General features: G+C 68.6%; 24 protein-coding genes and 1 pseudogene. 19 read left to right on the forward strand and 6 right to left on the reverse strand.

What is annotated here, in order from left to right:
• The first annotated feature begins 525 nt into the window (after positions 1 to 525).
• The 3 genes from SLW56_RS08665 to SLW56_RS08675 all read left to right on the forward strand — a co-directional run bounded on the left by SLW56_RS08665 (position 526) and on the right by SLW56_RS08675 (position 2,474).
• Positions 526 to 1,347 carry an AraC family transcriptional regulator gene (locus SLW56_RS08665; RefSeq protein ID WP_319019739.1) on the forward strand — a complete coding sequence of 274 codons (822 nt, stop codon included), beginning with the start codon at positions 526 to 528 and terminating at the stop codon, positions 1,345 to 1,347.
• 81 nt (positions 1,348 to 1,428) lie between these two features.
• Positions 1,429 to 1,881 carry a VOC family protein gene (locus tag SLW56_RS08670; RefSeq protein WP_043092081.1) on the forward strand — a complete coding sequence of 151 codons (453 nt, stop codon included), beginning with the start codon at positions 1,429 to 1,431 and terminating at the stop codon, positions 1,879 to 1,881.
• 227 nt (positions 1,882 to 2,108) lie between these two features.
• Positions 2,109 to 2,474, forward strand: a complete 366-nt coding sequence (locus SLW56_RS08675) for a nuclear transport factor 2 family protein (protein WP_152236432.1) — start codon at positions 2,109 to 2,111, stop codon at positions 2,472 to 2,474.
• An 80-nt stretch (positions 2,475 to 2,554) separates the two neighbouring features.
• Here the strand turns inward: SLW56_RS08675 and SLW56_RS08680 are convergent, their stop codons facing one another.
• Positions 2,555 to 3,904, reverse strand: a complete 1,350-nt coding sequence (locus tag SLW56_RS08680) for an Nramp family divalent metal transporter (RefSeq protein ID WP_320694695.1) — start codon at positions 3,902 to 3,904, stop codon at positions 2,555 to 2,557.
• Between the two features lie 147 nt (positions 3,905 to 4,051).
• Between SLW56_RS08680 and mntR the strand changes: the two genes are divergently transcribed.
• From mntR to orn, 3 genes are all read left to right on the forward strand, one after another.
• Positions 4,052 to 4,516, forward strand: a complete 465-nt coding sequence (gene mntR / locus SLW56_RS08685) for a manganese-binding transcriptional regulator MntR (RefSeq protein WP_026143893.1) — start codon at positions 4,052 to 4,054, stop codon at positions 4,514 to 4,516.
• Positions 4,513 to 5,013, forward strand: a complete 501-nt coding sequence (tadA, locus tag SLW56_RS08690) for a tRNA adenosine(34) deaminase TadA (protein WP_152237567.1) — start codon at positions 4,513 to 4,515, stop codon at positions 5,011 to 5,013. The genes mntR and tadA overlap by 4 nt, the downstream gene beginning before the upstream one ends.
• 100 nt (positions 5,014 to 5,113) lie before the next feature.
• Positions 5,114 to 5,686, forward strand: coding sequence for an oligoribonuclease (orn, locus tag SLW56_RS08695; protein ID WP_017917154.1), 573 nt, complete (start codon positions 5,114 to 5,116; stop codon positions 5,684 to 5,686).
• Positions 5,687 to 5,784: 98 nt separating this feature from the next.
• Here the strand turns inward: orn and SLW56_RS08700 are convergent, their stop codons facing one another.
• Together SLW56_RS08700 and ppsA are read right to left on the reverse strand one after the other, a co-directional pair.
• The gene (locus SLW56_RS08700; RefSeq protein WP_267092264.1) at positions 5,785 to 6,735 is read right to left on the reverse strand and encodes a mechanosensitive ion channel family protein; all 951 of its coding nucleotides are present in this window, start codon (positions 6,733 to 6,735) and stop codon (positions 5,785 to 5,787) included.
• Positions 6,736 to 6,740: 5 nt separating this feature from the next.
• Positions 6,741 to 9,116, reverse strand: a complete 2,376-nt coding sequence (gene ppsA, locus SLW56_RS08705; RefSeq protein WP_295957889.1) for a phosphoenolpyruvate synthase — start codon at positions 9,114 to 9,116, stop codon at positions 6,741 to 6,743.
• A gap of 145 nt (positions 9,117 to 9,261) precedes the next feature.
• Between ppsA and SLW56_RS08710 the strand changes: the two genes are divergently transcribed.
• From SLW56_RS08710 to SLW56_RS08725, 4 genes and pseudogenes are all read left to right on the forward strand, one after another.
• Entirely contained in the window at positions 9,262 to 10,083 is an 822-nt protein-coding gene (locus SLW56_RS08710) for a pyruvate, water dikinase regulatory protein (protein ID WP_010342958.1), read from the forward strand.
• Between the two features lie 155 nt (positions 10,084 to 10,238).
• Entirely contained in the window at positions 10,239 to 10,745 is a 507-nt protein-coding gene (locus SLW56_RS08715; RefSeq protein ID WP_017909496.1) for a DUF1249 domain-containing protein, read from the forward strand.
• Between the two features lie 69 nt (positions 10,746 to 10,814).
• Positions 10,815 to 11,303, forward strand: a complete 489-nt coding sequence (locus tag SLW56_RS08720) for an 8-oxo-dGTP diphosphatase (RefSeq protein ID WP_148828211.1) — start codon at positions 10,815 to 10,817, stop codon at positions 11,301 to 11,303.
• Positions 11,304 to 11,466: 163 nt separating this feature from the next.
• Positions 11,467 to 11,583 (forward strand): annotated as a pseudogene (locus tag SLW56_RS08725) (7,8-dihydro-8-oxoguanine triphosphatase); the annotation flags it as partial.
• Positions 11,584 to 12,108: 525 nt separating this feature from the next.
• On the opposite strand, the gene SLW56_RS08730 reads toward SLW56_RS08725, so the two are convergent.
• On the reverse strand, positions 12,109 to 12,867 hold the full coding sequence (locus SLW56_RS08730; protein WP_043092076.1) for a 3-hydroxybutyrate dehydrogenase: 759 nt from the start codon (positions 12,865 to 12,867) through the stop codon (positions 12,109 to 12,111).
• 141 nt (positions 12,868 to 13,008) lie between these two features.
• Between SLW56_RS08730 and SLW56_RS08735 the strand changes: the two genes are divergently transcribed.
• Genes SLW56_RS08735 through SLW56_RS08760 form a run of 6 tightly spaced genes read left to right on the forward strand, consistent with a single transcriptional unit; the run spans position 13,009 to position 16,971 of the window.
• Positions 13,009 to 13,623, forward strand: a complete 615-nt coding sequence (locus SLW56_RS08735; protein WP_017909499.1) for a CDP-alcohol phosphatidyltransferase family protein — start codon at positions 13,009 to 13,011, stop codon at positions 13,621 to 13,623.
• Positions 13,624 to 13,668: 45 nt separating this feature from the next.
• On the forward strand, positions 13,669 to 14,790 hold the full coding sequence (gene phaE / locus SLW56_RS08740; RefSeq protein ID WP_267099785.1) for a class III poly(R)-hydroxyalkanoic acid synthase subunit PhaE: 1,122 nt from the start codon (positions 13,669 to 13,671) through the stop codon (positions 14,788 to 14,790).
• A complete protein-coding gene (locus tag SLW56_RS08745) occupies positions 14,787 to 15,863 on the forward strand; it encodes a class III poly(R)-hydroxyalkanoic acid synthase subunit PhaC (protein ID WP_267092262.1) in 1,077 nt (358 codons plus the stop codon). The genes phaE and SLW56_RS08745 overlap by 4 nt, the downstream gene beginning before the upstream one ends.
• A 52-nt stretch (positions 15,864 to 15,915) precedes the next feature.
• Positions 15,916 to 16,290, forward strand: coding sequence for a DUF5329 family protein (locus tag SLW56_RS08750; RefSeq protein ID WP_148828215.1), 375 nt, complete (start codon positions 15,916 to 15,918; stop codon positions 16,288 to 16,290).
• Positions 16,291 to 16,318: 28 nt separating this feature from the next.
• Positions 16,319 to 16,519, forward strand: coding sequence for a PspC domain-containing protein (locus SLW56_RS08755; protein ID WP_026144177.1), 201 nt, complete (start codon positions 16,319 to 16,321; stop codon positions 16,517 to 16,519).
• On the forward strand, positions 16,516 to 16,971 hold the full coding sequence (locus SLW56_RS08760; RefSeq protein ID WP_017913022.1) for a hypothetical protein: 456 nt from the start codon (positions 16,516 to 16,518) through the stop codon (positions 16,969 to 16,971). Before SLW56_RS08755 ends, SLW56_RS08760 begins: the two co-directional genes overlap by 4 nt.
• Before the next feature lie 150 nt (positions 16,972 to 17,121).
• Here the strand turns inward: SLW56_RS08760 and SLW56_RS08765 are convergent, their stop codons facing one another.
• On the reverse strand, positions 17,122 to 18,333 hold the full coding sequence (locus SLW56_RS08765; protein WP_320694696.1) for an FAD-dependent oxidoreductase: 1,212 nt from the start codon (positions 18,331 to 18,333) through the stop codon (positions 17,122 to 17,124).
• A gap of 177 nt (positions 18,334 to 18,510) precedes the next feature.
• Between SLW56_RS08765 and SLW56_RS08770 the strand changes: the two genes are divergently transcribed.
• From SLW56_RS08770 to SLW56_RS08780, 3 genes are all read left to right on the forward strand, one after another.
• Positions 18,511 to 18,726 (forward strand): hypothetical protein, encoded by a 216-nt coding sequence (locus SLW56_RS08770; RefSeq protein WP_017907884.1) that lies wholly within the window; start codon positions 18,511 to 18,513, stop codon positions 18,724 to 18,726.
• Positions 18,727 to 18,801: 75 nt separating this feature from the next.
• Positions 18,802 to 20,436 (forward strand): hybrid sensor histidine kinase/response regulator, encoded by a 1,635-nt coding sequence (locus SLW56_RS08775; protein WP_152237240.1) that lies wholly within the window; start codon positions 18,802 to 18,804, stop codon positions 20,434 to 20,436.
• A gap of 96 nt (positions 20,437 to 20,532) precedes the next feature.
• The gene (locus SLW56_RS08780; protein WP_320694697.1) at positions 20,533 to 22,902 is read left to right on the forward strand and encodes a Tex family protein; all 2,370 of its coding nucleotides are present in this window, start codon (positions 20,533 to 20,535) and stop codon (positions 22,900 to 22,902) included.
• Between the two features lie 79 nt (positions 22,903 to 22,981).
• On the opposite strand, the gene SLW56_RS08785 is transcribed toward SLW56_RS08780, so the two are convergent.
• On the reverse strand, positions 22,982 to 26,785 hold the full coding sequence (locus SLW56_RS08785) for a PAS domain-containing protein (protein ID WP_320694698.1): 3,804 nt from the start codon (positions 26,783 to 26,785) through the stop codon (positions 22,982 to 22,984).
• Between the last annotated feature and the right edge of the window lie 118 nt (positions 26,786 to 26,903).

Here is a 26,903-nt window from a genome sequence, read left to right on the forward strand (position 1 = left end):
GGCGAGGGTAGACAGTTGGCGGTGTCGACGACAGTGTGAGATGCGTCGCAAGTGCGCGGCGCATGCAGGCGAATGCCGGGTGTTCTTTCGCCCGGATTCGCGAGCCGGCAAGGGGGCGCTTGCAGTCGTGCCGCTGTTTCGTCTGCGTGATGCTGCGCGTCGCTCGTGCCGGCGGCAGCATGTCTTCCACCGCTTCGATGTCGAGCCACGCGAGCATGGCTAGGTGCGATGATGCATGGCCACGTGCTCCTCGAAAGTGACTGCGACAGCAGGGCAAGGATGTGCGCCAGCAAACCTGAAACGTCCTGCCACAACGGATGCGGCATGATCACTGCAGGTGCGTCGCGGAGGCATTCCGAGGGCGTCCGATACTGCTGCGTGACCGAATCGGATCGATGCCGGCGACGTGCGGCCGAGCCTGTGCGACAGCGCTCGATCATCGCGTCGGGAGTGGCGGCGGAGGCGCGTCGTCGGGCGGACTACCGACGGGGCCGATGACAGGCGTAGCATCGCGCCATGGCGTCCATGCATCGACCTCCCGTTTCCGCATTGCGCGGTCTGGTGACAGCGGTGTGGGCGCACGAGCCCGCACCGGTGTCTGCGGTCCTGCGGCTGCCTGCGCGCGAGCACGTGCTGCCGACCGGTGCCACGCATCTCGCCGTGCGGATCGGCGGTGCACCGTTGCGGGTGTTCGACCACGCGGACGACCTGTGCGGCCATTGCCTCGGCCACGCGGTGGTGGGTGGGGTACGCACGGCGTATCACGTGCGCGATGTCACGCAGCCTGCGGTCTCGGTCGGTGCGATGTTGCGTCCAGGCGCCACCAGCGTGTTGCTCGGTGTGCCCGAATCCGCATTGGCCGGGCATCACACGCCGCTGGAACTGCTGCTGCCTGCCGGCGAGGTCGATGCGCTGCTGGAGCGGTTGCATGCATGCGCCGAGGCGCCGGCGCGCCTGGCTGCCTTCGAACGGTGGCTGGTCGACCGCGCCGGCGGCCGCCCGCCCGTGCGGCATCCGGCGCTGTGCGTGCTGCGTTCCGGTGGCTGGCATCCGGACTTGCGCGTGGAGACCCTGGTGCGCGCCAGCGGACTCAGCCATCGGCATTGCATCGCCCTGTTCCGGCAGGCGACCGGTCTGGCACCGAACGCCTGGCTGCGGCTGCAACGCTTCTCGCACGCGCTGGACCTGGCGTGCGACCGCTCGCTGGGCTGGGCCGACATTGCCGCCGCCAGCGGCTTCGCCGACCAGGCGCACCTGACCAACACCTTCCGCAGCGTGGCCGGTGTCACTCCGTCCGCCTGGCGGCGGGCGGCCGATCCCGCCGCCCCCCGGCATGTGCCGCGCTGATCGCGGCGCAGGTCAATTTCCTGCAAGACGCGGCGCACCCAGGGTTCCACAATGGGCGCCTGGCCCACACGAGGACATGCCATGGCGATCCACGAACTGTATGCCTATCTGTGCGTGCGCGACGCCGCCGCCGCGATGGCGTTCTACGCGCGCGCGTTCGGTGCGCGCGAACTGTTCCGCCTTACCGAGCCCGATGGACGGATCGGCCATGCCGAGGTGGATCTGGATGGCCACACGCTGATGCTGTCGGAAGAGTATCCGGACATGGGCGTACGCAGCCCCGAACACCTTGGCGCCACGCCGGTCACGCTGCACCTGCACGTGGACGATGCCGACGCGCTGGTCGCCCGCGCGCTCGCCGCCGGCGGCACGCTCGAGCGCGGCATGCAGGACCACTTCTACGGCGAACGCTCCGGCACCGTGCGCGATCCCTTCGGCCACCGCTGGCTGATCGGCCATGCGATCGAGTCGGTGACGCCGGAGGAGATGCAGCGGCGCTATACGGGGCTGTTCGCGAAGGCAGAGACAACCTGAAAAGCCGGCCATTGCCCGCGCCGTTGCGCGCCTGTTCGCATTGGCGGGAACGCGGGTTGCCGTCGTCGCTGCCGATGCGCTGAATCACTGCCTCGGGCCGTCGCAACGCCCGCATGCGTCGCGTTTCGCTTGCGCGGCGATGCGGTCGTCGCATGTACTCAGGCACGACACCGACGACGCTAGGCTCGCGCCATCTCGACAGTTCTCAGACAAGAGGAGCCATCCCGATGACCGAAACGAACCAGCAGGTCCTGCAGGCCGCGAACGCCGCCATCGCTGCAGGCGATTACGAAGGCTTTCTCGCCCATTGCACCGAAGATACGAACTGGCACTTCATCGGCGAGCGCACATTGCGGGGCAAGCAGGCGGTCAGGGAGTGGATGGCCGAGGCCTACCGGCAGCCGCCGCAGTTCGACGTTCGTAAGTACATCACCGGCGACGGCCACGTCGTGGCCCTCGGCCAGATCACGCTCGAGACTGGCGACGCCGGGACGTCGTTGTTCTCCTACTGCGATGTCTGGCGGTTTCGCGATGGGCGGATGGCGGAACTGGAGGCGTACGTGGTGCCGCTGGCTGCAGCCCAGGACAGGTAGCGACGCGCATGTGTTCGGGCGTCCGTTCGCAGCGCGGCCATCCTGTCCGCGTCTGCGCACGGCGTCGGTGGCGGGATCGCTCAGTGCAGCAAGGTGTCCGCCAGTAGCTTCAGATTGAGCACCACGATCAGCGCGGCGATCGTCCAGGCCAGCCAGGCCAGCCCGCGGCGCACCACCAGTGGTCCCATCCGCTGCTTGTCGGTGACGAAGCGCACCAGCGGGATCACCGCAAACGGCAACTGCATCGACAGCACCACCTGGCTCAGCACCAGCAGCTTGGCGGTGCCCTGTTCGCCGTACAGCGAGGTCGCCGCGACCACCGGCACGATCGCCAGTCCGCGGGTCAGCAGGCGCCGCGCCCACGGCGGCAGCCGCAGGTGCAAAAAGCCTTCCATCACGATCTGCCCGGCCAGGGTGGCGGTGACGGTGGAATTGATGCCGGAGGCCAGCAGCGCCACCGCGAACAGGGTCGAGGCCAGGCCGACGCCGAGCATCGGCGCGAGCAATTCGTGGGCCTGTTCGATCTCCTGCACGTCGGTGCGGCCGTGCGCGTGGAACACCGCGGCGGCCAGGATCAGGATCGCGGCGTTGACGAACAGCGCCAGGCTCAGCGCGATGGTGCTGTCGGCCAGCGCCCAGCGCAGCGCCGAGCGGCGGCCCTGGTCGGTGCGCTCGTAGGCGCGGGTCTGCACGATCGAGGAATGCAGGTACAGGTTGTGCGGCATCACCGTCGCGCCGATGATGCCGATCGCCAGGTACAGCGCGGCCGGATCGGTCACCACCTGCGCACGCGGGATGAAGCCTGACAGCACCTCGCGCAGCGGCGGCGCGGCCAGCGCGATCTGCACCAGGAAGCAGGCGAAGATCACCGTCAGCAGGGCGATCACGAACGCTTCCAGCGCGCGGAAGCCGCGGCGCATCAGGAACAGCACCAGCAGCGCGTCGATCGAGGTGATGATCGCGCCAGCGGTGAGCGGGATGCCGAACAGCAGCTTCAGCGCGATCGCGGTGCCGATCACTTCGGCCAGGTCGCAGGCGACGATGGCCGCTTCGCAGGCCAGCCACAACAGGAAGTTCACCGGCTTGGAGTAGTGCGCGCGGCAGGCCTGGGCCAGATCCAGCCCGGTGGCGATGCCCAGGCGCGCGGCCAGGCCCTGCAGCACGATCGCCATCAGGTTGGACAGCAGGATCACCGACAGCAGCAGGTAGCCGAAGTGCGAACCGCCGGCGATGTCGGTCGCCCAGTTGCCCGGATCCATGTAGCCGACCGAGACCATGTAACCGGGGCCGAGGAAGGCCAGGAAGCGGCGCCAGCCCAGGCCGCTGCGCGGCACGGCCACGCTGGCATGCATCGCGCCCAGGCTGGGACGCGCCTCTCCGCGGCTGGCGTGCGCGGCAGCGGAACTCGGCAGGGGCAGGGGGGCGGCCATGGCAATGACACGTGGGGCGGGGTGCGAACGAGTATATAGCAGGTGCTATATGGATTAGCATTGGCAATTCAGATCGCTGCGATAGCCCGGATTCGGCCAGAATAGGCGGGTGGCCGGCGGGCGCCGGCACAGGACAAGGGCGTTGCGATGCAGAAAAGCGGGAAGTCGATGGCGCCGCCGGCGGTGCTGCTCGACGCCGAAGTGCAGGTCGAAAGCTTCCGCCAGGTGCGCGAGGCGCACCGCCTGGAGCTGATCGAGGACTACGTGGAGTTGATTTCCGACCTGCTCGCCGACGGTGGCGAAGCGCGGCAGGTGGATATCGCCGCGCGCCTGGGCGTGGCTCAGCCGACCGTGGCCAAGATGCTCAAGCGCCTGGTCAAGGGTGGTTGGGTGGTGCAGCGGCCCTACCGCGGCGTGTTCCTGACCGCCGAGGGCGAGGCGCTGGCCGCGGCCAGCCGGCAGCGCCACCAGACCGTGGAGCAGTTCCTGCTGGCCCTGGGCATCGACGCGGACACCGCGCGCCGCGATGCCGAGGGCATCGAGCATCATGTCAGCGAAGCGACGCTGGCGGTCTTCGCCGAGTTCGTGCGCAAGCACGGCGCGTCGCGATGAGCGTCGGCGACGACGCGCAACTGGCGCGCGACGTACATTGGATGCGCCATGCGCTGGCCCTGGCCGAGCGTGCCGAGCGCGAGTTCGACGAGATCCCGGTCGGCGCGGTGCTGGTCTCGGCCGAGGACGAGGTGCTGGGCGAGGGCTGGAACCTCAACATCGCCGAACACGATCCCAGCGCGCATGCCGAGATCGTCGCGCTGCGCCAGGCCGGCCGCCGGATCGGCAATCACCGCCTGGTCGGCAGCCGCCTGTACGTGACCCTGGAGCCGTGCGCGATGTGCGCGATGGCGGTGGTGCATGCGCGGGTGGCGGAACTGGTCTATGCCGCCACCGATCCCAAGACCGGCGCCTGCGGCAGCGTGTTCGACCTGCTCGCCGATCCGCGCCACAACCACCGCGTGCAGGTCCGCGGCGGGGTGCTGGCGGCGGAGGCGAGCACGCGCCTGACCAACTATTTCCGCGCCAAGCGCGGCAAGCCGCCGCTGGGCGCGTGAGCGGCCAGCCCCTGCCGGTCGCGCAGGCCGCGCGGTATCATTGAAGCCTGATACGACACTTCCGCGCCGGCCTCGCCGCCGCGAACGACAGGACGGTGATATGGCGCAAGCGCACGTGGCGAACGATCGGCTGATCTGGATCGATCTGGAAATGACCGGCTTGGATACCGATCGCGATTCGATCATCGAAATCGCCACGGTGGTGACCGACGCGCAACTCAACGTGCTGGCCGAGGGCCCGGAGTTCGCCATCGCCCATCCGCTGCAGACGCTGGAGGCGATGGACGAGTGGAACCGCAACCAGCACCGCCACTCCGGCCTGTGGCAGCGCGTGCTCGACAGCCGGGTCACGCTGGCCCAGGCCGAGGCCGAGACCATGGCGTTCCTGACCCAATGGTGCAAGCCCGGCACTTCGCCGATGTGCGGCAACTCGATCTGCCAGGACCGGCGTTTCCTGCACCGGCAGATGCCGCGGCTGGAGCGCTTCTTCCACTACCGCAACCTGGACGTGTCGACGCTGAAGGAACTGGCGCGGCGCTGGGCGCCGACGGTGTCGGCCGGCCTGACCAAGACCTCCTCGCACACCGCGCTCAGCGACGTGCACGATTCCATCGACGAACTGCGTTACTACCGTCCGTTCATGGGCACGTTGGGCGGGCAGGGCGAGGGCTGATCCGCGATCAGGACGCTGTCAGAGAGCATGCGATAGATCGCCCGACGATCGTCGGGCGGATACAGTCGCGCAGGGAATGCAGGCGCTGACGCCGCCGCTCAGCGCGCCAGCGGCGGTCCCGGCTTGGTCTCGCCGTCGTCGGTGACGCCTTTGGTCAACAATTCCGCGATCGGGCGCCCGTCGGCATCGTGGTGGTACACGTGCAGGTCGCGCTGCGGATACGGAATGCTCAGCCCGTTCTCCAGCAACTGGTTGCGGATCTGCTCCAGCGTGCTGCTCTTGGCCGCGCCGAAATCGCTGTTCTTGGCGTAGCCGAACAGCATCAGGTCCACCGTGCTCTCGCCCAGGTTGGTGACCTGCACGAACGGGGCGGGCGTCTTCAGGATGTTCGGATTGTCCTGCGCGATCTTCAGCAACAGCTCCTGCGCCTTCTTCAGGTCGTCGCCGTAGCCGACGCCGACGGTGATCTCCAGGCGCCGGTTGGGCAGGGTGCTGTAGTTGACGATCGGCGCGGTGGTGATGGTGCTGTTGGGCAGGGTCACCATGCGCTCGTCGAAGGTGCGGATGCGGGTCTGGAAGATCCGGATCTCGTCGACCACGCCTTCCTGGCCGGCCACCACCACGTGGTCGCCGTCGCGCATCGGCCGCAGCACGATCAGCATGACCCCGGAGGCGATGTTGGACAGCGAGTCCTTCAGCGCCAGGCCCACCGCCAGGCCGGCGGCGCCGAGCACGGCGAACAGCGAGGTCGGCGGCACGCCGATCTTCTGCAGCGCGGTGACCAGCACCAGCACCAGCATCAACGCGTAGGCGACGTTGCGCAGGAAGTTGCTGAGGGTGGTTTCCACCCTGGCGCGCAGCAGCGCGCTGCGCAGCCATTCGCTCAGGCGCTTGGCGACCCACATCCCGACCACCAGGATCAGGAGCGCCACGCCCCAGTTGAGCGCGTACTGCGCCCAGTCCAGCTGTCGCCAGTCGAACGGGCGGGCCGCCCGCGTCGCCGGCGCAGCGGTCGTGGCCGCCGTCAGTGCCGTCAGCCACGACTGCATCGGCATCACCCCTTGCTCTTGAGCTTGGCCAGGCGCAGCCAGGTGTCGACCACGGTGTCCGGGTTCAGCGAGACCGACTCGATGCCTTCCTGCATCAGCCACTCGGCCAGGTCCGGGTGATCGGACGGACCCTGGCCGCAGATGCCCACGTACTTGCCCTTGGCGCGCGCGGCCTTGATCGCCATCGACAGCATCTTCTTGACCGCCGGATTGCGCTCGTCGAACAGGTGCGCCACGATCGAGGAGTCGCGGTCCAGGCCCAGGGTCAGCTGGGTCAGGTCGTTGGAGCCGATCGAGAAGCCGTCGAAGATCTCCAGGAATTCCTCGGCCAGCAGCGCGTTCGACGGCACCTCGCACATCATGATGATCTTCAGGCCATTCTCGCCCTGGCGCAGGCCGTTGCTGGCCAGCACCTCGACGACCTTGCGGCCTTCCTCGAGGGTGCGCACGAACGGGATCATGACCCACATGTTGTCCAGGCCCATCTCGTTGCGGACCTTGAGCACCGCCTTGCATTCCAGCGCGAACGCGGCGGCGAAGCTCGGATCGACGTAGCGGCTGGCGCCGCGGAAGCCGATCATCGGGTTCTCTTCGTGCGGTTCGTAGTTGCTGCCGCCGATCAGGTTGGCGTACTCGTTGGACTTGAAGTCCGACAGGCGCACGATCACCGGGTGCGGCGCCACCGACGCGGTCAGCGTGGCGATGCCTTCGGCCAGGCGGTTGACGTAGAAGCTCACCGGGTCGGCATAACCGGCGATCTTTTCGTCGATCTTCTTCTTGGTCGCCGCGTCCTGCTTGGAATACTCCAGCAGCGCGTTGGGATGGATGCCGATGTGCGCGGCGATGATCATCTCCAGGCGCGCCAGGCCGATGCCGGCGTTGGGCAACTGGCCGAAGTCGAACGCGCGCTCCGGATTGGCCACGTTCATCATGATCTTCAGCGGCGCCGGCGGCATGTTGCCCAGATCGGTGGTGGTGCGCTCGAACGGCAGGCGCTCGCCATAGATGTAGCCGGTGTCGCCTTCGGCGCAGCTCACCGTCACTTCCTTGCCGTCCTCGACCAGTTCCATCGCGTTGCCGGTGCCGACCACGGCCGGCACGCCCAGCTCGCGGGCGATGATCGCCGCGTGGCAGGTGCGGCCGCCGCGGTTGGTGACGATCGCCGAGGCGCGCTTCATCACCGGCTCCCAATCGGGGTCGGTCATGTCCGCGACCAGCACGTCGCCGGGCTGCACCCGGTTCATGTCTTCCAGACTGCGCACCACGCGGGCGACGCCGGCACCGATCTTCTGGCCGATGGCGCGACCTTCGGCGATCACCTCGCCGCGCTGCTGCAGCGCGAAGCGTTCGATCTGAGTGGCGTGGCCGCGCGACTTCACCGTCTCCGGACGCGCCTGCACGATGAACAGCTTGCCGCTGACGCCGTCCTTCGCCCATTCGATGTCCATCGGCCGCTGGTAGTGCTGCTCGATCACCAGCGCCTGCTTGGCCAGTTCCTGCACGTCCTCGTCGCTGATCGAGAAGGTGTTGCGCAGCTGTGCCGGCGTGTCCTCGATGCGCACGCGCTCGCCCGGCACGTCCGAATACACCATGCGGATCAGCTTGCTGCCCAGCGAGCGGCGCAGGATCGCCGGCTTGCCGGCCTTGAGGGTGGGCTTGTAGACGTAGAACTCGTCGGGATTGACTGCACCCTGCACGACCATTTCGCCGAGGCCGAAGCTCGAGGTAACGAACACCACGTCGCGGAAGCCGGACTCGGTGTCCAGGGTGAACAGCACGCCGGAGGCGCCGACGCCCGAGCGCACCATCAGCTGCACGCCGGCCGACAGGAACACGTCCTCGTGCTTGAAGCCGTGGTGCACGCGGTAGGCGATGGCGCGATCGTTGTAGAGGCTGGCGAAGACTTCCTTGACCTTGTGCACGACGTCGTCGGCGCCGGTCACGTTGAGGAAGGTCTCCTGCTGGCCGGCGAAGCTGGCGTCGGGCAGGTCTTCGGCGGTGGCCGAGGAGCGCACCGCCACGGCCACGTCGCCGCCGCCGTTCTCGTTGCACAGTTGCGCGTAAGCGTCGCGAATCGCCTGGTCCAGCTCCGGCTGCAGCGGTGCGTCGATCACCCAGCCGCGGATTTCCTTGCCGGCGGCGGTCAGCGCGCCCACGTCTTCCACGTCCAGCGTGGCCAGCTTGTCGAAGATGCGCTGGTACAGATCGTTGTGGGCGACGAAGGCCTTGAACGCTTCGGCGGTGGTGGCGAAGCCGCCCGGCACGGACACGCCGAGCCCCGCCAGATTGCCGATCATTTCGCCGAGGGAGGAATTCTTGCCACCGACGCGAGCCAGGTCGGCCAGGCGCAGCTCATGCAACCACAGGATGTTCTCGTTCAAGCGCGATGCTCCGTTAGGCCATCGCCCGAGGCGGGCTGAATGGCCGCGTCCGTGAGGGAAGAAGCCGATATGATGCAGTGCGCACCCGAGCCGGCACAAGCGAAGCGGGCGCATCCGTTGGGTTTCAGCCAGGAGAATGCAGGCAATGTCGACGATCAGACCGGTGTTCTACGTGTCCGATGGAACCGGTATCACCGCTGAAACCATTGGGCATAGCCTGCTCACCCAGTTCAGCGGTTTCAGCTTCGTCACCGACCGCATGTCGTTCGTCGACGATCCGGAAAAAGCCCGCGACGCCGCGCAGCGCATCCATGCCGCAGGGGAGCGCTATCAGGTTCGGCCGATCGTGGTCAACTCCTGCGTCGATCCGCAACTGAGCATGCTGCTGGCCGAGAGCGGGGCGCTGATGCTCGACGTGTTCGCGCCCTTCATCGAGCCGCTGGAGCGCGAATTGAACGCGCCGCGGCACTCGCGGGTGGGACAGGCGCATGGTCTGGTCGACTTCGAGACCTACCACCGCCGCATCAACGCGATGAACTTCGCGCTCGCGCACGACGACGGCATCGCGCTCACCTACGACGAAGCCGACGTGATCCTGGTGGCGGTGTCGCGCGCGGGCAAGACCCCGACCTGCATCTACCTGGCGCTGCATTACGGCGTGCGCGCGGCGAACTATCCGTTGACCGACGAGGACCTGGAGAGCGATCGGCTGCCGCCGCGCCTGCGCGCCTATCGCAACAAGCTGTTCGGGCTGACCATCGATCCGGAGCGGCTGCAGCAGATCCGCCAGGAGCGGCGGCCGAATTCGCGTTACTCCAACGCCGAGACCTGTCGGCGCGAAGTGGCGGCGGCCGAAACCATGTTCCGCATGGAGCGGATTCCGACCCTGAGCACCACGCATACCTCGATCGAGGAGATTTCCAGCAAGGTGCTGGCGACGCTGGGACTGCAGCGCGAGATGTTCTGAGAGAGGGTGTGACTGGCCAGCGCGCGCCGGTCGGGCGGGGCCGTTCCTGGCGGCGACGGCATTTCCGCACGTGCTCGCAGGGATTTCCACGGTAGGCCGCTGGCGCCGATCCGTCAATGCTGCCGCCGGCGCGATCCAGCGTGTAGGATCGGTCCATGCAGCACGCCATGACCCGCAGCGAACGCATCCCCCGGCTCAGCCGTTTCGGCTGGCTGATGGGGCTGTACGCCGAGAACTATCTGCACCTGAACCGCCTGTTCGTGCCGGCCGACCTGGCCGCCGGCAGCTACGTGTCCAGCATCGGCGACGGCCTGGACCTGCGCCTGGACGTGATCGAGCGTCACCGCTACACCGTCGAACTGCGCCTGACCTACGATCTGTGCGACCCGCTGACCGGCGAGCCGGACCCGTCGGCCTACGTGCGCCTGTACCTGGACGCGCGCCAGGCCGAGACCACGCATTGCTATGTCGGCCGCCGCTGGCAGGACGTGATGGGGCTGTACCCGCCGCCGGCGGAACTGATCAGCCACCGCATGCGCATGAACACCTTCCTCGGCAAATGGCTGGAATACCTGGCCGAGCGCGGCCACGGCGTGGCCACGCTGCGATCGGCGCCGCCGTTGCCGCGCGCGGCGCAGGACGCGGCGACGCCCGCCGTCTAGCCACAGGCTGGACCAGGCGGCGGCACGGTTACGGCATACTGCGCGCCCGTCGTCCTCTGCCTTCGTCGCATGCCTTACACCCCCATCGTCGCCACCTTGGGCTACGTACTCTCGCCCGATCGCAGCCAGGTGCTGCTGGTCCATCGCAATGCCCGGCCCGGCGACCATCACCTGGGCAAGTACAACGGCCTGGGCGGCAAGGTGGAGGCGGACGAGGACGTCCTGGCCGGCATGCGCCGCGAGATCCTGGAAGAGGCCGGCATCACCTGCGAGGCGCTGCAGTTGCGCGGCACCATCAGCTGGCCGGGGTTCGGCAAGCACGGCGAGGACTGGCTGGGCTTCGTGTTCCTGATCGAGGCCTACGCGGGCGAGCCGTTCGCCGAGAACGCCGAGGGCACGCTGGCCTGGGTGCCGATCGCGCAGATGGACACGCTGCCGCTGTGGGAGGGCGATCGCCATTTCCTGCCGCTGGTGTTCGATGGCGACCCGCGCCCGTTCCACGGGGTCATGCCATACCGCGACGGACGCATGCAGTCCTGGCGCTACTCGCGGGTCTGACGCGCTAAGCCCCTCTCCCATCGGGAGAGGGGTGGGGGTACGGCGCGAAAGCGACTCGCGGAGTTTGGTGGCGGGTGAGGGTGCGGCGTCAAGCGTCTCGCGATGTTTGGGTGCACCAGGCTTCGCCCGTACCCTCATCCGGCCCTTCGGGCCACCTTCTCCCGACGGGAGTAGGAACAGCCTCTTCTTGCCGCTGGTGTTCGATGGCGACCCACGCCCGTTCCGCGGCGTCATTCCGTATCGCGACGGACGCATGCAGCCCTGGCGCGACTCGCGGGTCCGACACGCTCGCGCTGCCGTAAAGCCCCTCTCCCATCGGGAGAGGGGTTGGGGGCGAAAGCGACTCAAGAAGTTTGGTGGTACGGCCCGAAAGCGACGCGCGGAGTTTGGTTGCACCAGGCTTCGCCCGTACCCTCATCCGGCCCTTCGGGCCACCTTCTCCCGTCGGGAGAAGGAACAGCCTCTGCCTTTCGCGCCGGGGGATGGGCGAGGGGCCGGCGCGCCGCTCGGTCGAACGCTCGCGCGGCACCGCGTCCGTCTTGTCCACAGCGGTTGTGGATCGATGCCGCACAAGCCTGTGGGCAAGCGTCGCAAGTCGCTGAAATGGCTGCCCGATTTTGCCGGGTGGCGAAAATTTCATCAGTCCCGGTCGCGCTTCTCCACAGCCGGTGTGGATGAAAGCGCACGAACGCTGTGGATAAGATGCCAGTGGCGTTGTGCCGCAACGGCCGCCGCCGCAATGGCGAAAATTTGACCAGCGTCGATCGCGCGATCCAGCAGGCGCACGTGCGCGCTTGCCGCAGCGCTACTGCGCGGTCCAGCCGCCGTCGATGGCGATCGTCTGCGCTGTGATGTTGCGCGCCGCCGGCGAGGCCAGGAACGCCACGCAGCCGGCCAGTTCGTCGTAGGCGATGAACACGCCCTTGGGCATCGGCTTGAGCATCACCTGGGCGATCACGTCGGCTTCGGAAATGCCGCGGGTGCGCGCCTGGTCGGCGATCTGCCTGTCCACCAGCGGCGTTTTCACGTAGCTGGGGCAGAGCGTGTTGATGGTGATGTCGGTGTCGGCGGTCTCCAGTGCGATCACCTTGGAGAAGCCGACCAGGCCGTGCTTGGCGGCGACGTAGGCGCTCTTGTATGGGCTGGCGACCAGCGAGTGGATGCTGCCGATGTTGACGATGCGGCCGAAGCCGCGTTCGCGCATGCCAGGCAGCACCGCCTGGGTCAGCCGGGCGACCCCGGTCAGCATCACCTCCACCAGCAGGCTCCACTTGTCCATCGGGAACTCCTGCAGCGGCGCCACATGCTGCAGCCCGGCGTTGTTGACCAGCACGTCCACCGGCCGGCTGACGGCCGCCAGCGCCGCGGCGATGCTGTCCGCACTGGCTACGTCCAGCGCCACCGCCTCGGCCGAGCCGCCGGCCTGGCGCACCTGCGCGGCGACCGTTTCGGCGGCCTGGAGATCGAGGTCGCTGACGACGATGTGGCGGCCGTCGGCGGCCAGTGCGTGGGCGATGCCGGCGCCGATGCCGCTGGCGGCGCCGGTGATCAGGACGGTCTGCATGGGGAGTACCTGCGCGGAGTGGGGGGCGATCAGCGTAGCAGCGCGCCGTGACGCCTGGCAGCGGCCGCTCGCCAGTGCGGCGGCGCCACGCTACCCTGTGCCGTCGCTCGCCGCTCACGCCGGATCCGCCACGTTATGCCGATGAAACGCCACTTCTCCATGCTGCGCGAGTTCCAGCTGGCCGACTGGTTCACCCTCGCCAACGCCTTCTGCGGCACCGGCGCGGTGTTCGCGGCGATGCGCTTCCTGCAGGACGGCCGCCGCAGCGACCTGCTGTTCGGCATGGCACTGATCCCGCTGGCATTCGTGTTCGACGCGCTGGACGGGCGGGTGGCGCGCTGGCGCAAGTCGTCCTCGACCCTGGGCCGCGAGCTGGACTCGCTCGCCGACGTGATCTCCTTCGGCGTGGCCCCGGCGGCGCTGGCCTACGCCTGCGGCATGCAGGGCGGTTGGGACTGGCTGGTGCTGAGTTTCTTCGTCTGCTGCGGGGTCAGCCGCCTGGCCCGCTACAACGTCACCGCCGAGCAGATCGCCGGCGACGGCGACAAGGTGCCGTACTTCGAGGGCACGCCGATCCCGAGCAGCCTGGGCCTGGTCATCGTGCTGGCGATCGCCGCGCACCTGGGCCATATCGGCGACGCCTTGTGGTGGGGCGAGTGGCGGTTGGGACCGTGGCTGCTGCACCCGCTGGCGCTGCTGTTCGCGCTGTCCGGCTCGCTGATGATCAGCAAGACGCTACGCATCCCCAAGCCCTGATCGCAGCGGGTTGCTATCATCGCGGGCCAGGTCTGGAGAGTGGCGATGAAGGCTAGCGGCGGTGGCGCCGGCGATTTCGAGGCGATGACGCGGCAGTACTGGGAGGCCTGGAGCGCCGCATTGCGCCAGGGCGCCGTGGCCCCCGCGTCCCCCGCGGCTGGCGATGGCGCCGGTTCCTGGCGCGAGGCGATCGCGGCCTGGAGCCAGTGGCTGCCGCGCGGCAGCGCGCCGCAGGCCGAGGACGCGCTGGCGCAGTTCCAGCAGCAGGCCGGCGACTGGCTCGGCGCGATGCAGCAGGTGGCAGCGCAGTTCGCCGGTCGCGACGCCAGCAGTGCCGACGTCGCTGACGCCTGGAAGCGACAGGTACAGGGTCAACGCGAGCAGTTGCTGCAGTGGCTGCTGGGTGCGGTGCGCGGGGCCGGCCAGGCCGGGATCGACCCCTGGCTGCAGCAGGCGGCGCAGTGGCTGCAGGACCTGCAACGCGACAGTGGCCCATGGTTGCAGATGCCCGGGTTCGGCCCGGCGCGCAACCACCAGGCGCGCTGGCGGGCGCTGGCCAAGGCCCAGCAGGACTATCAGGCGCAGTTGCAGGCCTATCTGGGGCTGCTGCAGGGCGCCATCGACCGCGCTTTCGGCCTGTTCGAGGAGAAGCTGCGCGCGCACGAGGATCCGGGCCGGCAACTGACCAACGCGCGGGCGATGTTCGATCTGTGGATCGACGCGGCCGAGGAAGCGTATGCGGCGGCCGCGCTGTCGCCGGAGTTCCGCCAGGTCTATGCCGACGTCGCGAACGCGCAGATGCGCCTGCGCGCCCTGCTGCAGCGCGAGACCGAGCAGGTGTGCGAGCAGGTGGGCCTGCCCACGCGTACCGAACTGGATGCCGCGCATCGGCGCATCGCCGACTTGGAACGGCGGCTGCGGCGGCTGGAGCGCGGCGAAGGGCAGGGCGCGACTGCCGCAGCCGGACCTGCACCGGTTGCCACGGCCCCGGCTGCGCCGCAGAAAAGCCCCAGGAAGACCGCGGCCAAGTCGGCCCCTGCGCGGGCGGCAGCCGTCGCGCCCAAATCCAAATCCAAATCCAACGCCGCCACGCCAGCGAAGGCCACGCCCGCCGCCAAGCCGCGGCGGGCCGGGACCACGCCGGCGGCACGCCGGAGTCGCGCATGAAGGGACCGCTGAGTTTCAGTAGCGACGATCTGGTCCAGGAAACCCTGGAGCTGCAGCGCAAGCTGCTCGAAGGTCTGCGCGTGCTGCCAGGCCTGGACACGGTGGACTACGGCGCCACCGCGCGCCAGGAAGTGTGGCGCGACGGCAAGGTGGTGCTGTACCGCTTCGTCGGCGAACGCCCGCCCACCGCCAAGGTGCCGCTGCTGATCGTCTATGCCCTGGTCAATCGCCCGTACATGGTCGACCTGCAGGCCGACCGCTCGCTGGTGCAGGGCCTGCTGGCGCTGGGCGAGGACGTCTATGTGCTGGACTGGGGTTACCCGGACCGCTCCGAGCGCTACCTGACGCTGGAGGACTACCTGCTGCGCTACATCGACGGCGCGGTGGACCATCTGCGTTCCGCCGGCGGCGGCGCGCCGGTCAACGTGCTCGGCATCTGCCAGGGCGGGACGTTCTCGCTGTGCTACGCGGCGCTGCAGCCGGAGAAGGTACGCAACCTGGTCACCATGGTCACCCCGGTGGATTTCCACACCCCGGACAACATGCTGTCCAACTGGGCGCGCCAGGTCGACGTCGACCTGTTCGTGGACACGCTGGGCAACGTGCCGGCGGACCTGATGAACGTCAGCTACCTGATGCTCAAGCCGTTCCGCCTGAACCTGCAGAAGTACGTCGGCCTGCTCGACATCCTCGACGATCCGCGGGCGCTGGAGGACTTCCTGCGCATGGAGAAATGGATCTTCGATTCGCCGGATCTGGCCGGCGAGACCTTCCGCGAGTTCGTCAAGCAGTTCTATCAGGACAACGCGCTGATGCACGGGCGCGCGCACATCGGTGCGCACACGGTGGACCTGGGTCGGGTCACCATGCCGGTGCTCAACGTCTATGCCGAGCAGGACCACCTGGTGCCGCCGGACGCGTCGCGGGCGCTGCGCGGCGTGGTCGGCAGCCGCGACTACGCCGAACTGAGTTTCCGCGGCGGCCATATCGGTATCTACGTCTCCGGCCGCGCCCAACGCGAAGTGCCGGCGGCGCTGCATCAGTGGCTGGCCGAGCGCGATGGCGGGCACTGAGCGCCAGCGGCGACGCGTCGTGCCGCCAGGGGCGCGTCTTGCTGGCGTCGTCTTGGCGGTGGCGCTGGCCTGGCTGAGCGTGGAGCGCGGCATCGCTGCGCCTGCGGCCGCGGCCGACCGTGAAATCCGCGGACTGCTGGCGGCGTTGCAGTCCTCGCCGTGCCGGTTCCAACGCAACGGGACCTGGTACTCCGGTCGCGAGGCCGAGGCGCATCTGCAGCGCAAGTATGCGGCACTGCGTTCGCGCGACCTGGTGGACAGCGCCGAGCAGTTCATCGCGCGCGGCGCCAGCCGCAGCAGCGTCAGCGGAAGCGCCTACCGTGTCGCCTGTCCTGGCCGGCCGGAGCAGGAGGCGGCGGCCTGGTTCGAGCAACAATTGGCGGCATTGCGCCGTCACGCCGCGCCCGCGCCGGCGCGCGTAGAGTGAGCCGGCCGCCGTCGCTGGAGCCGCTGCCATGTCGCAACCCCGTTCTCTGTCGCGCTCGTTGAACGACCGCATGATCGCGGGCGTGATGGGCGGGATCGCCCACCGCTTCGGCTGGAATGCAACTCTGCTGCGGGTGCTGTACGTGGTCGGGTCGATCGTCTCGGCCGCCTTCCCCGGCATCCTGGTCTATCTGATCCTGTGGCTGCTGATTCCCAACGAAGCCGATTGACGCGGCCGCTGTCGCGGGTCTGGCGCCGTGCCGGCATCGCCGTCGGCGTTCTCTGGACCTCGCCGAACACTGTCCTGGGCATGCTCGTCGGGACCATCGCGCTGGCCTTCGGTGCGCGCCTGCGCTTCAGCCGACGCGAACTGGCGCTGGTGTTCGAACGCGTGCCGATGCGGCCACGCGGGGCGATGACGCTGGGCAACGTGATCCTGCTCAGCGCAGACGATCTGGACGTGGCCTGCGCCACCTACGAACACGCTGCCGGTCGCTGCCGGCATCCTGCGGTACGGCTCGGCGACCACGAACGTGCGCACGTGCTGCAGTACATGCTGCTCGGGCCGCTGTTCCTGCCGGTGTACCTGGCCTGCGGCGGGGTCAGCGTGCGCAATCCATTGGAACGCGCCGCCGATCGCTATGCGCTGTACGGTCGGGGTTGGTGGCCGGGGACGGGTTGAACGCGTGGCGTCCGCAAATCGCTGCTTTCGCAATGCACGACGTTGCCGCGCAGGAGCGGCTTCAGCCGCGACGGGCGTTCCCGGGAACGTCCCGGTCGCGGCTGAAGCCACTCGTACGGATGTACCAGTGGCGCTTGTTGGTGGCTCGGGTCAGTCGAGCCGGGAAAAACCGAACAGGCGCTTGAGCGGGTGCGCATGCCGCTCGATCTGGGCGCGCAGCAGGCCGGCGCCGATCATGCTGTAGGTGATGCCGTTGCCGCCGTAGGCCATGGCGAACTGCACGCGCGGGCCGTGCTGCGGGTGCGGGCCGAAGAACGGCAGGCCGTCCTCGGTCTCGGCGAAGGTGCCGGCCCAGGCGAAGGTCGGCTGCAGCTCCAGTCCCGGCATCACCTTGGCGATCTTGCGCGACAGCGTGCGCGCCTTGCTGTCCACGCGCGCGTCGCGGCGCGCCGGCACGTCCACGCTGTCGTCCTCGCCGCCGGCGACGATGCGGCCGTTGCCGGTGCTGCGCAGGTACAGATACGGCCGCGCACTTTCCCAGATCATGGTGTCGCGCAATGGGCCGAGGACGGAAGGCTCGAGCGGGTCGCTGACGAAGGCATAGCTGCTGCGGTTGCGGGCCACGCGTTGATCCAGCCAGTGCTGGTTGGCGTAGCCGGCGGCCATCACCACATGGCCGGCGCGCACCTGCGCGCCCTGATCGGTGTGCAGGGTCACGCCGCGGCCAGTGACCACGATCCGCGCGATGCGGGTGCGGTCGTAGACGCCGACGCCGCGTCGGAAGGCGCGGCCGAGCAGGCGATAGGTGAGGCGGTACGGATCCACCCGTGCCGCCTGGTGGCTGAGGATCGCGCCGTGCGCCTGCAGGCCGTAGTCCGTGTCCAGCGTCTGCGCGTCCAGCCATTCCACGTCCAGGCCGTGTCGCGCGCGCACTTCCAGCTCTTCCAGCAGCACCCGCACGTGGCGGCGTTTGCTGGCGTAGTACAGGCTGTCGTTCCAGCCGAAGTCGACATCGCGCAGCGGCCGGACCAGGTCGCGCAACTGCTCCAGCGCCTGCGCGCAGGCGCCGTAGGCGAGGGCGGCGGCAGGTTCGCCATAGCGCTTGGCCAGATCGATCAGATGGGTGTCGATCTCGTACTGCAGCAGGGCGGTGCTGGCCGCGGTGCTGCCCCAGCCGATGTCGCGCTGCTCCAGGACCGTCACGGCATGCCCGTGCGCGCTCAGTTCTTCGGCGATCAAGGCGCCGGTGATACCGCCGCCGACGACCGCGACATCGCAGCGCACGTCGTCGCGCAGCTGCGGAAAGCTCTGCATCAGGCCGTTGCGGACCGACCAGAAGGGATAACCGCTCTTGAGATCCATGACGCCCCGGCGCAGAAAGGATGTGCGACTTAGGCGCAGGTCCGGTTAAGTCCGCGTGAGCCGCCGCGGACGTCATGTTCGGGCAAACAGCCGCGATTAATCTCGGTGCAGAAGTCCCTCACATCGCGCTGTGTATGGTGCGCGCCAGTTCCACGAATTCCCTGTAGAGGAAGCGTCATGTCGGTCGTTCTGTATATCGGTGGCAGCAAGGACGGAGAGAAGGGCGTCGTGCCCTACGGTTTCCGCAAGTCCATGAAGGAAACCGAGGCAGGCCCGGAGATCTATGTCGAGCGCGTGCTGGCATTGAGCGATCGGCAGGTGCGGATCATGGCGCTGGAGTCGCTGCAGGACGATATCGTGGTAGAACGCTTGCACAGGTATTATTCGCGTTGACGCCGGCGTGCGAACCCCGGTGTGGCCGCTCGCCTAGGCGGGCCAGCGACGGTTCGCATCGACCTGCCACCGACCATGCCCGCACCAGAAACCAGCAACACCTCGGCGCCGCCGACGACCGTCGACCCGAACGCCCCCACCGACATGTCCAACCAGCGCAGCGATATTTTCTTCGCTGCGGTACAGACCACGCGCATGCCGATGATCGTGACCGATCCGCGGCAGCCGGACAATCCGATCATCTTCGTCAACCGCGCGTTCCTGGAAATGACCGGTTACGGTCGCGAGGAATTGATCGGCAATAACTGCCGCTTCCTGCAAGGGCCGGACACCGATCGCGAGACCGTACGCAGCGTCCGCGATGCGATCAAGTCGCATGACGAAGTGGCGGTGGAGATCCTCAACTACCGCAAGGACGGTTCCAGCTTCTGGAACGCGCTGTATATCTCCCCGGTGTATGACGACCGCGGCGAGCTGGTGTATTTCTTCGGTTCGCAACTGGACGTCAGCCGCCGCCGCGATGCCGAGGACGCGCTGCGCCAGGCGCAGAAGATGGAGGCGCTGGGTCAGCTCACCGGCGGCATCGCGCACGACTTCAACAACCTGCTGCAGGTCATGTCCGGGTATCTGGAACTGATCGAGCACGCGGTCGAGAGCGACCCGCTGAATCCGTCGCTGCTGCGCAAGAGCGTGGACCGCGCTCGCGATGCCGCCGGCCAGGCCGCGCGCCTGACCCAGCAGCTGCTGGCGTTCGCGCGCAAGCAGAAGCTGGAAGGACGCGTGCTCAATCTCAATGCCCTGGTGGCCGGGATGAGCGATGTGGCCGAGCGCACGCTGGGCGACGGCATCGCGTTCTCGCTGGAACTGTCGCCGGACCTGCGCAACTGCCGGATCGACCCGACCCAGGCCGAAGTGGCGCTGCTCAACATCCTGATCAATGCGCGCGATGCGATGGCCGACCAGGCGGCGCCGCGTCTGGTGATCCAGACCCGCAACGTCTCGGTGCGCGCGGACGAACCCACCACCTACGACAACCTGCTGCCCGGCCACTACGTGTGCGTGTCGATCACCGACAACGGCAGCGGCATGCCGCCTGAAGTGCTGGCGCGCGTGCTGGATCCGTTTTTCACCACCAAGGAAGAGGGCAAGGGCACCGGCCTGGGCCTGTCCATGGTCTACGGATTCGCCAAGCAGTCCGGCGGCGCGGTGCGCCTGTATTCGGAGGAGGGCCACGGCACCACCGTGCGCCTGTACTTCCCGATCGACGACAACGTCGAGAACATGGCCCCGCGCGATTCGCGCACGCGCCGCCCGTTCGATCGCCAGGGCGACGAGACCATCCTGATCGTCGAGGACCGTCCGGACATCGCCGAACTGGCGCGGCTGTTCCTGGGCGACCAAGGCTATGCCACGCACGTGGTGTACAACGCGCGCGAGGCGCTGGAGCTGCTAGACACCGGCGTGCACGTGGACCTGCTGTATTCGGACCTGATCATGCCCGGCGGCCTCAACGGGGTGATGCTGGCGCGCGAGGCGCGGCGGCGCCGGCCCAAGATCAAGGTGCTGCTGACCACCGGCTATGCCGAGTCCTCGATCGAGCGTACCGATGCCGGCGGCAACGAGTTCGAGGTGCTGGCCAAGCCGTACAACCGCCAGGAACTGATCCGCAAGGTGCGCATGGTGCTGGACGGGCCGAACGGCGTCACCTGACGCCGCCAGCTTGGCGCGCGCCTGTCAACGGGTTCCCCGGCGGCGCGCGCACTGCGAAAATGCGGGTTTTCCGCAAGGCGGCTTCGGCCGGACGCAATGCACGACACTCAGCTCGCCCAGCAGATCGCCAACACCATCGCCGCCGAGATCGGCGCGCAGCCGGCGCAGGCGCGCGCCGCCATCGCCTTGCTCGACGAGGGCGCCAGCGTCCCGTTCATCGCACGCTACCGCAAGGAAGTCACCGGCGGGCTCGACGACACCCAGTTGCGCAACCTGGAAGTGCGCCTGACTTATCTGCGCGAACTGGAAGAGCGCCGCGCCGCGGTGCTCGCCAGCATCGCCGAGCAGGGCAAGCTCAGCGACGAACTGCGTGCGGAGATCGTCGCCGCCGACACCAAGTCGCGGCTGGAAGACCTGTACCTGCCGTACAAGCCCAAGCGCCGTACCCGTGCGCAGATCGCCCGCGAGGCCGGTCTGGAGCCGCTGGCCGACGGCTTGCTGGCCGATCCGAGCCAGGTGCCGGAAACCTTCGCCGCCGGCTTCGTCGATGCCGACAGGGGCGTGGCCGACGTCAAGGCCGCGCTGGAAGGCGCGCGCGCAATCTTGATGGAGCGCTGGGGCGAGGATGCCGCATTGGTCGGCGAACTGCGCACCTGGCTGGGCGAGGTGGGCGTCATCCGCGCCCGCGTGGCCGAGGGCAAGGAGCAGGAAGGCGCCAAGTACCGCGACTACTTCGATCACGCCGAAGCACTGGCCAAGATTCCTTCGCACCGATTGCTGGCGCTGTTCCGCGCGCGTCGCGAGGAGATCGTGTATCTGGAGCTGGATCCCGGCAGCGAGGCCGAAGCCGGCCACCAGTATGCCGAAGGCCGCGTCGCGCTGCGCGCCGGCATCGCCAACCAGGGCCGCCCGGGCGACCGCTGGCTGCTGGATGCCTGTCGTCTGACCTGGCGCGCCAAGCTGCATATGCACCTGCTGCTGGACCTGTTCAACCAGGCGCGCGAAAAGGCCGAGGCCGAGGCGATCGCGGTGTTCGGCGACAACCTGCAGGACCTGATGCTGGCCGCGCCGGCCGGGCCGCGCGTGACCCTGGGCCTGGACCCGGGCATCCGCACCGGCTGCAAGATCGCGGTGGTCGACGCCACCGGCAAGCTGCTGGCCACCGACACCATCTATCCGCACGAGCCGCGCCGGCAGTGGGACCAGTCGCTGCACACGCTGCGGCAGCTGTGCACGCAGCACGGCGTCGAACTGATCGCGATCGGCAACGGCACCGCCAGCCGCGAGACCGACAAGCTGGCCGCGGACCTGATCAAGCAGAACCCGCAGCTGAAGCTGGAAAAGATCGTGGTCAGTGAAGCTGGCGCCTCGGTGTATTCGGCGTCCGAGTTCGCCGCCAAGGAGTTCCCGCAGCTCGACGTGTCGCTGCGCGGCGCGGTGTCGATCGCGCGGCGCCTGCAGGATCCGCTGGCGGAACTGGTCAAGATCGAGCCCAAGGCGATCGGCGTGGGCCAGTACCAGCACGACGTCGACCAGTACCGCCTGGCGCGGGCGCTGGACGCCAGGGTGGAGGATTGCGTGAACGCGGTCGGCGTGTACGTCAACACCGCCTCGGCGGCGCTGCTGTCGCGCGTGTCCGGGCTGTCGTCGAGCGTGGCCGATAACATCGTGCGCCACCGCGACGACAACGGCCCGTTCAAGCGCCGCAAGGACCTGCTCAAGGTGCCGCGGCTGGGCGACAAGACGTTCGAACAATGCGCCGGCTTCCTGCGCATCGCCGATGGCGAGGAGCCGCTGGACGCTTCGGCGGTGCACCCGGAAGCCTATCCGGTGGTCGAGCGCATCGTCGGTGCCACCGGCAAGCCGATCAAGGCGCTGATCGGCGATGGCGGTTTCCTGCGCGGACTCAAGCCGGACCAGTTCACCGACGAGAAGTTCGGCCTGCCGACCGTACGCGACATCCTCAAGGAACTGGAGAAGCCGGGCCGCGACCCGCGCCCGGAGTTCAAGGCGGCGCGCTTCGCCGACGGCGTGGAGGACATCAAGGACCTCAAGCCGGGCATGGTGCTGGAAGGCGTGGTCAGCAACGTCGCCGCCTTCGGCGCGTTCGTCGACATCGGCGTGCACCAGGATGGCCTGGTGCACATCTCCGCGCTCTCGGACAGCTACGTCAAGGATCCGCGCGACGTGGTCAAGGCCGGCGACATCGTCAAGGTCAAGGTGCTGGAAGTGGACGTGGCGCGCAAGCGCATCGCGCTGACCCGGCGCCTGGACGACACGCCGGCGCCGGCGCGTCCGGCCGACCGCGACCGCGACCGCGACGCACGTGGCGCCGGCGGCCCGCCGCGGCGCGAGCGCGACGGGCGTGGCAATGCGGGCGGCGGCAATGCCAAGCCGCGGCCGGCTGCCGCGGCGCCGGTCAACAGCGCGCTGGCCGACGCGTTCGCGCGCGCCAAGCGCAGCTGAGGTTCCAGCAGAAAAAATCCGGCGCGCTCGCGCCGGTGCATCCAGTGCCGGCCACACGGTGCGGCCGCGCAGCGCCGACTCAGGCCGATTCGGCGCTTTGGCTCTGGTCGGTGGCGAGCGCGGCCGGTACCGGCGCCACCAGCGATGCGGCCAGCCCGAGCAGCTTGACCGGATCCACCGGCTTGCCCAGGTGCGCGTCGAAGCCGGCCTCCAGGGCCAGCGCGCGATCCTCGCTGCGCACGTAGGCGGTCAGCGCGATGGCCGGGATGCGGCTGGCTGCGCCGGCACCACGGGCGCGGATGCTGCGGATCAGGCTGTGGCCGTCGCGGCGCGGCATGCCGACGTCGCTGACCAGCAGCGCATACTGCCGTTCGCGCAGCAGCGCTTCGGCATCGTCGGCGCAGACCGCGGCCTCGACCACGGCACCGGCTTCCTGCAGGAAGCGCTGGGTGACGCCCCGAGAATCCATGTCGTCGTCCACCACCAGCACGCGCACGCCATCCAGGCGAATGCCGTCGCGCCGCAGCATGCCGCCGGACAGCGCGGCGTCGTTGCCACGGCGGATCGGATCCAGGCTCTGCACGTCGTTGCGCGGCAGCAGCAGGGTGAAGGTTGCGCCGAGGCCGACGCCGTCGCTGCTGACCGACAACTGTCCCTGGTGCAGTTCGGCCAGCTGCTTGGCGATCGCCAGGCCCAGGCCGAGGCCGCCGGCGCTGCGCGTGCTGCTCGCGTCGGCCTGGCGGAAGCGGTCGAACACGTGCGGCAGGAACGCCGGGTCGATGCCGATGCCGGTATCGCCGACGGCGATGCGGACGTGGGTGCTGGTGCTGTCCAGGGTCACCGTGACCGTGCCGGCGCTGGGGGTGAACTTGATGGCGTTGCCGATCAGATTGGTCAGCACCTGCTGCAGCCGCACCCGATCGCCCAGATAGGGCAGGGCGGTCGCTTCGTCGGCGACCAGCACGATGTCGATGCCCTTGTTCTGCGCGCCGGGGCGCGCCGCATCGATGGTCTCGCTGAGCAGTGCGCCCAGGTCCAGCTCGCCGGCCTCCAGGCGGACCTTGCCGGACAGGATGGCGCTCATGTCCAACAGGTCGTCGATGATCTGCGCCTGCGAATGCGCGCTGCGCTCGATCACCTCCAGGCCCTTGGTCAGGTCCTTCTGGCGCACCGCATCGTCCTGCATCAGCCGCGACCAGCCCAGGATCGCGTTCAGCGGCGTGCGCAGCTCGTGGCTGAGCGTGGCCAGGAACTCGTCCTTCATGCGGCTGGCGCGTTCGGCCTCGCTGCGCGCGCTCTGCTCGGCGGCAAGCAGTTGCTGCAGGCGCAGGTCGGTGCCGCGGCGCTCGATGATGATGCCGGCCAGGTGCGAGGCGGAGCGCGCAAGATCCTGTTCGTGCGGGTTGGGGTAGTGCACGAACGGGTAGTACAGCGCGACCACGCCCAGCACTTCGCCGTCGCTGGCCAGGATCGGCGTCGAGCAGCAGGCGACGATGTCCGCCTCCAGGGCGGTCGCCAGATACGCCTGCCAATGCGGGTTCACCCGCACGTCGCTGCACAGCACCTGCCGGCGCAGATAGGCGGCGCGCCCGCAGCAGCCGGTGTTGGGGTCGATCGGCAGGCGCTGCACCGCCTTGCGGAAGGCGGGCGGCATGCTCGGCGCGGCGCCTTCCAGCAGGCACTGGCGGTGCTCGTCGACCAGCATGATGGTGCAGCGCAGGCCGACATCGCTCTGCGACTCGATGCCGCGCGCGATCGCCTCCAGCACCGTGCTCAGCGGCTTGCCGGTGGTGATCATCTCCAGCGCCGCACGCTCGGCGGTGGTGGCATTCTCGATGCGCTTGCGCTCGGCGATGTCCAGCAGCGAGCCGATGAAGCCCAGGAACTGGCCGGACGAACTGAAGCGCGGCGTGGCGGTGTCCACGCACCAGCGGTACTCGCCGTCGTGGCGGCGCAGGCGGTATTCCACGGTGTAGGCGCGGCGGTCGGCGCAGGCGCGCGCCAGGGTACGGCCGACCGTGGCCAGGTCGTCGGCATGGATCATTTCCTGCCAGCCGCTGCCCAGCGCCTCCTGCTCGCTCTGCCCGGTGAACAGATACCACTGGCGGCTGATGTATTCGCAGTCGCCGTCGGCATTGGACATCCAGATCATCACCGGCGCGTTGTCGCACAGCTGGCGGAAGCGCAGTTCGCTTTCCTGCAGGCGCTGCTCGACCAGACGGCGGTCGTGGATGTCGGTGTTGGTGCCGATCCAGCGCACGATGCGGCCGCTGTCGTCGCGGATCGGCAGGGCGCGGCCGAGATGCCAGCGGTACTCGCCGTCGTGGCGGCGCAGCGGGTACTCGATCTCGTACGGCTTGCCGCTGCGCAGCGCTTCCGGCCACACCTCCATCACCCGTGCCAGGCCTTCCTCGGTGTGCACATGGCGCCAGCTGTCGTAGCCGGCCTCGCCGACCGGCAGCCCGGTGTACTCGTACCAGCGGCGGTTGAAGTAGTCGACGTGGCCGTCGGGCATGGCGGTGAACACGATCTGCGGCATCGCATCGGCCAGTTCGCTCAGGCGCGCCGCACTGCTGGTCAGTGCGCTTTGCGCGCCCGCGCGTTGCATCGATTCCCAGCAGCGCGCCGCCACCAGCCGCACCAGCTCGATCTCGGCCGAGGTCCACACGCGCGGCTGGGCGTGGTGCACGCCGATCGCGGCCACCAGGCGGCCGGCCTTGTGCAGCGGCGCGGTCAGCACGGCGCGCATGCCCAGACGACGGTAGTTCTGGTCGTCCAGGCGCATCGGCGGCTGGTGGGTCTCGGTGTCCTGCACCACCCACGGCCGGTTTTCGCGCATGCAGTCCAGCAGGTCGCTGCCGAAATCGCTGAAGCGCGAGCGCCCGGTCAGGTGCGAGGCGCCGTCGACGTAGTCGGCGCGCACGTCGAACACGTCCTCGTCGGCCTCGACGATCGCGTAGGCGCAGCGATTGGCGCCGAGGTGCTGGCCGAGCAGGGCGGCACCGGTCTCGCAGATGGCTTCGGTGCTGTGCAGGTTCTGCAGGGTGTCCTCGAGCATCAGCAGGAAGCTGTCGTGCGCCTGCGCGCGCGCCTGTTCGGTGCGGTCGATGCCATGCACCAGGATTCCGCTGACCCGGCCCTCGGCGTCGTGCATCGGCTGGTACACGCATTCCAGCGTGGTGTCCGAGGTCGCTTCGTGCGGACTACGGCACAGCTGGAAGGTCATCGACTCGTCGATGAACGGCACGCCGCTGGTGCGGACGTTGTCGAGCAGGCCAATGACGCCCTGATGCTGGATTTCGGGGATGGCCTCGGTCAGCGGCCGGCCGACCACTTCGCGCGGTCCGACCAGCTGCTGGTAGCGCCGGTTGACGGTCTCGATCACGTAATCCGGGCCGCGCAGGATCGCCAGCGCCGCCGGCGACTGCTCGAAGGCATCAGCCATCTGCGCACGTTGCGCGTCCAGCGCCTTCAGCAGCGTGTCGCGTTCGCGCGCCAGGGTGATCCGCGCCGTGTCCTCGGTGCACACGCATAGCACGCCGGCGATGCCGCCTTCGTCGTCGAACAGCGGGCTGTAGGAGAAGGTGAAATACACCTGCTCGCCATAGCCGTTGCGCATCATCGTCAACGGGATGTGTTCGTTCCAGGTCGATTCGCCACTGGCCATCACCTGGTCGGCCTGCGCCCGCACCTCGGGCCAGACGTCCGGCCATACCTCTTCCATCGGCCGCGCGAACCCTTGCGGGTGTCGCAACCCGAGGATCGGCACGTAGGCGTCGTTGTACAGGTTGAACTGGCGCTCGCCCCAGCGCACCGCCATCGGGAACCGCGAGTTCAGGCAGATCGACAGCGCCGTGAGCAGGCTCCGCGGCCAGTGCTCCATCGGGCCCAGTTCGTGCTCACGCCAATCGATGGCGCGCAGCAAGGCCCCCGTGGCGCTGCCGGCGGGAAACCGGACAGGAGGCGGCGAACAGTCCTTGACGTTGATGGCGGAGTTCCTC

Origin of the sequence: Xanthomonas sp. LF07-6 (genome assembly GCF_034105445.1) — a bacterium.
Lineage (GTDB): Bacteria > Pseudomonadota > Gammaproteobacteria > Xanthomonadales > Xanthomonadaceae > Xanthomonas_A > Xanthomonas_A sontii.

Coding starts and splice junctions, on each gene's coding strand:
- SLW56_RS08665 (WP_319019739.1), top strand. CDS start 526: ATGCATCGACCTCCCGTTTCCGCATTGCGCGGTCTGGTGACAGCGGTG.
- SLW56_RS08670 (WP_043092081.1), top strand. CDS start 1,429: ATGGCGATCCACGAACTGTATGCCTATCTGTGCGTGCGCGACGCCGCC.
- SLW56_RS08675 (WP_152236432.1), top strand. CDS start 2,109: ATGACCGAAACGAACCAGCAGGTCCTGCAGGCCGCGAACGCCGCCATC.
- SLW56_RS08680 (WP_320694695.1), bottom strand. CDS start 3,904: ATGGCCGCCCCCCTGCCCCTGCCGAGTTCCGCTGCCGCGCACGCCAGC.
- mntR (WP_026143893.1), top strand. CDS start 4,052: ATGCAGAAAAGCGGGAAGTCGATGGCGCCGCCGGCGGTGCTGCTCGAC.
- tadA (WP_152237567.1), top strand. CDS start 4,513: ATGAGCGTCGGCGACGACGCGCAACTGGCGCGCGACGTACATTGGATG.
- orn (WP_017917154.1), top strand. CDS start 5,114: ATGGCGCAAGCGCACGTGGCGAACGATCGGCTGATCTGGATCGATCTG.
- SLW56_RS08700 (WP_267092264.1), bottom strand. CDS start 6,735: ATGCAGTCGTGGCTGACGGCACTGACGGCGGCCACGACCGCTGCGCCG.
- SLW56_RS08710 (WP_010342958.1), top strand. CDS start 9,262: ATGTCGACGATCAGACCGGTGTTCTACGTGTCCGATGGAACCGGTATC.
- SLW56_RS08715 (WP_017909496.1), top strand. CDS start 10,239: ATGCAGCACGCCATGACCCGCAGCGAACGCATCCCCCGGCTCAGCCGT.
- SLW56_RS08720 (WP_148828211.1), top strand. CDS start 10,815: ATGCCTTACACCCCCATCGTCGCCACCTTGGGCTACGTACTCTCGCCC.
- SLW56_RS08730 (WP_043092076.1), bottom strand. CDS start 12,867: ATGCAGACCGTCCTGATCACCGGCGCCGCCAGCGGCATCGGCGCCGGC.
- SLW56_RS08735 (WP_017909499.1), top strand. CDS start 13,009: ATGAAACGCCACTTCTCCATGCTGCGCGAGTTCCAGCTGGCCGACTGG.
- phaE (WP_267099785.1), top strand. CDS start 13,669: ATGAAGGCTAGCGGCGGTGGCGCCGGCGATTTCGAGGCGATGACGCGG.
- SLW56_RS08745 (WP_267092262.1), top strand. CDS start 14,787: ATGAAGGGACCGCTGAGTTTCAGTAGCGACGATCTGGTCCAGGAAACC.
- SLW56_RS08755 (WP_026144177.1), top strand. CDS start 16,319: ATGTCGCAACCCCGTTCTCTGTCGCGCTCGTTGAACGACCGCATGATC.
- SLW56_RS08765 (WP_320694696.1), bottom strand. CDS start 18,333: ATGGATCTCAAGAGCGGTTATCCCTTCTGGTCGGTCCGCAACGGCCTG.
- SLW56_RS08770 (WP_017907884.1), top strand. CDS start 18,511: ATGTCGGTCGTTCTGTATATCGGTGGCAGCAAGGACGGAGAGAAGGGC.
- SLW56_RS08775 (WP_152237240.1), top strand. CDS start 18,802: ATGCCCGCACCAGAAACCAGCAACACCTCGGCGCCGCCGACGACCGTC.
- SLW56_RS08780 (WP_320694697.1), top strand. CDS start 20,533: ATGCACGACACTCAGCTCGCCCAGCAGATCGCCAACACCATCGCCGCC.
- SLW56_RS08785 (WP_320694698.1), bottom strand. CDS start 26,785: ATGGAGCACTGGCCGCGGAGCCTGCTCACGGCGCTGTCGATCTGCCTG.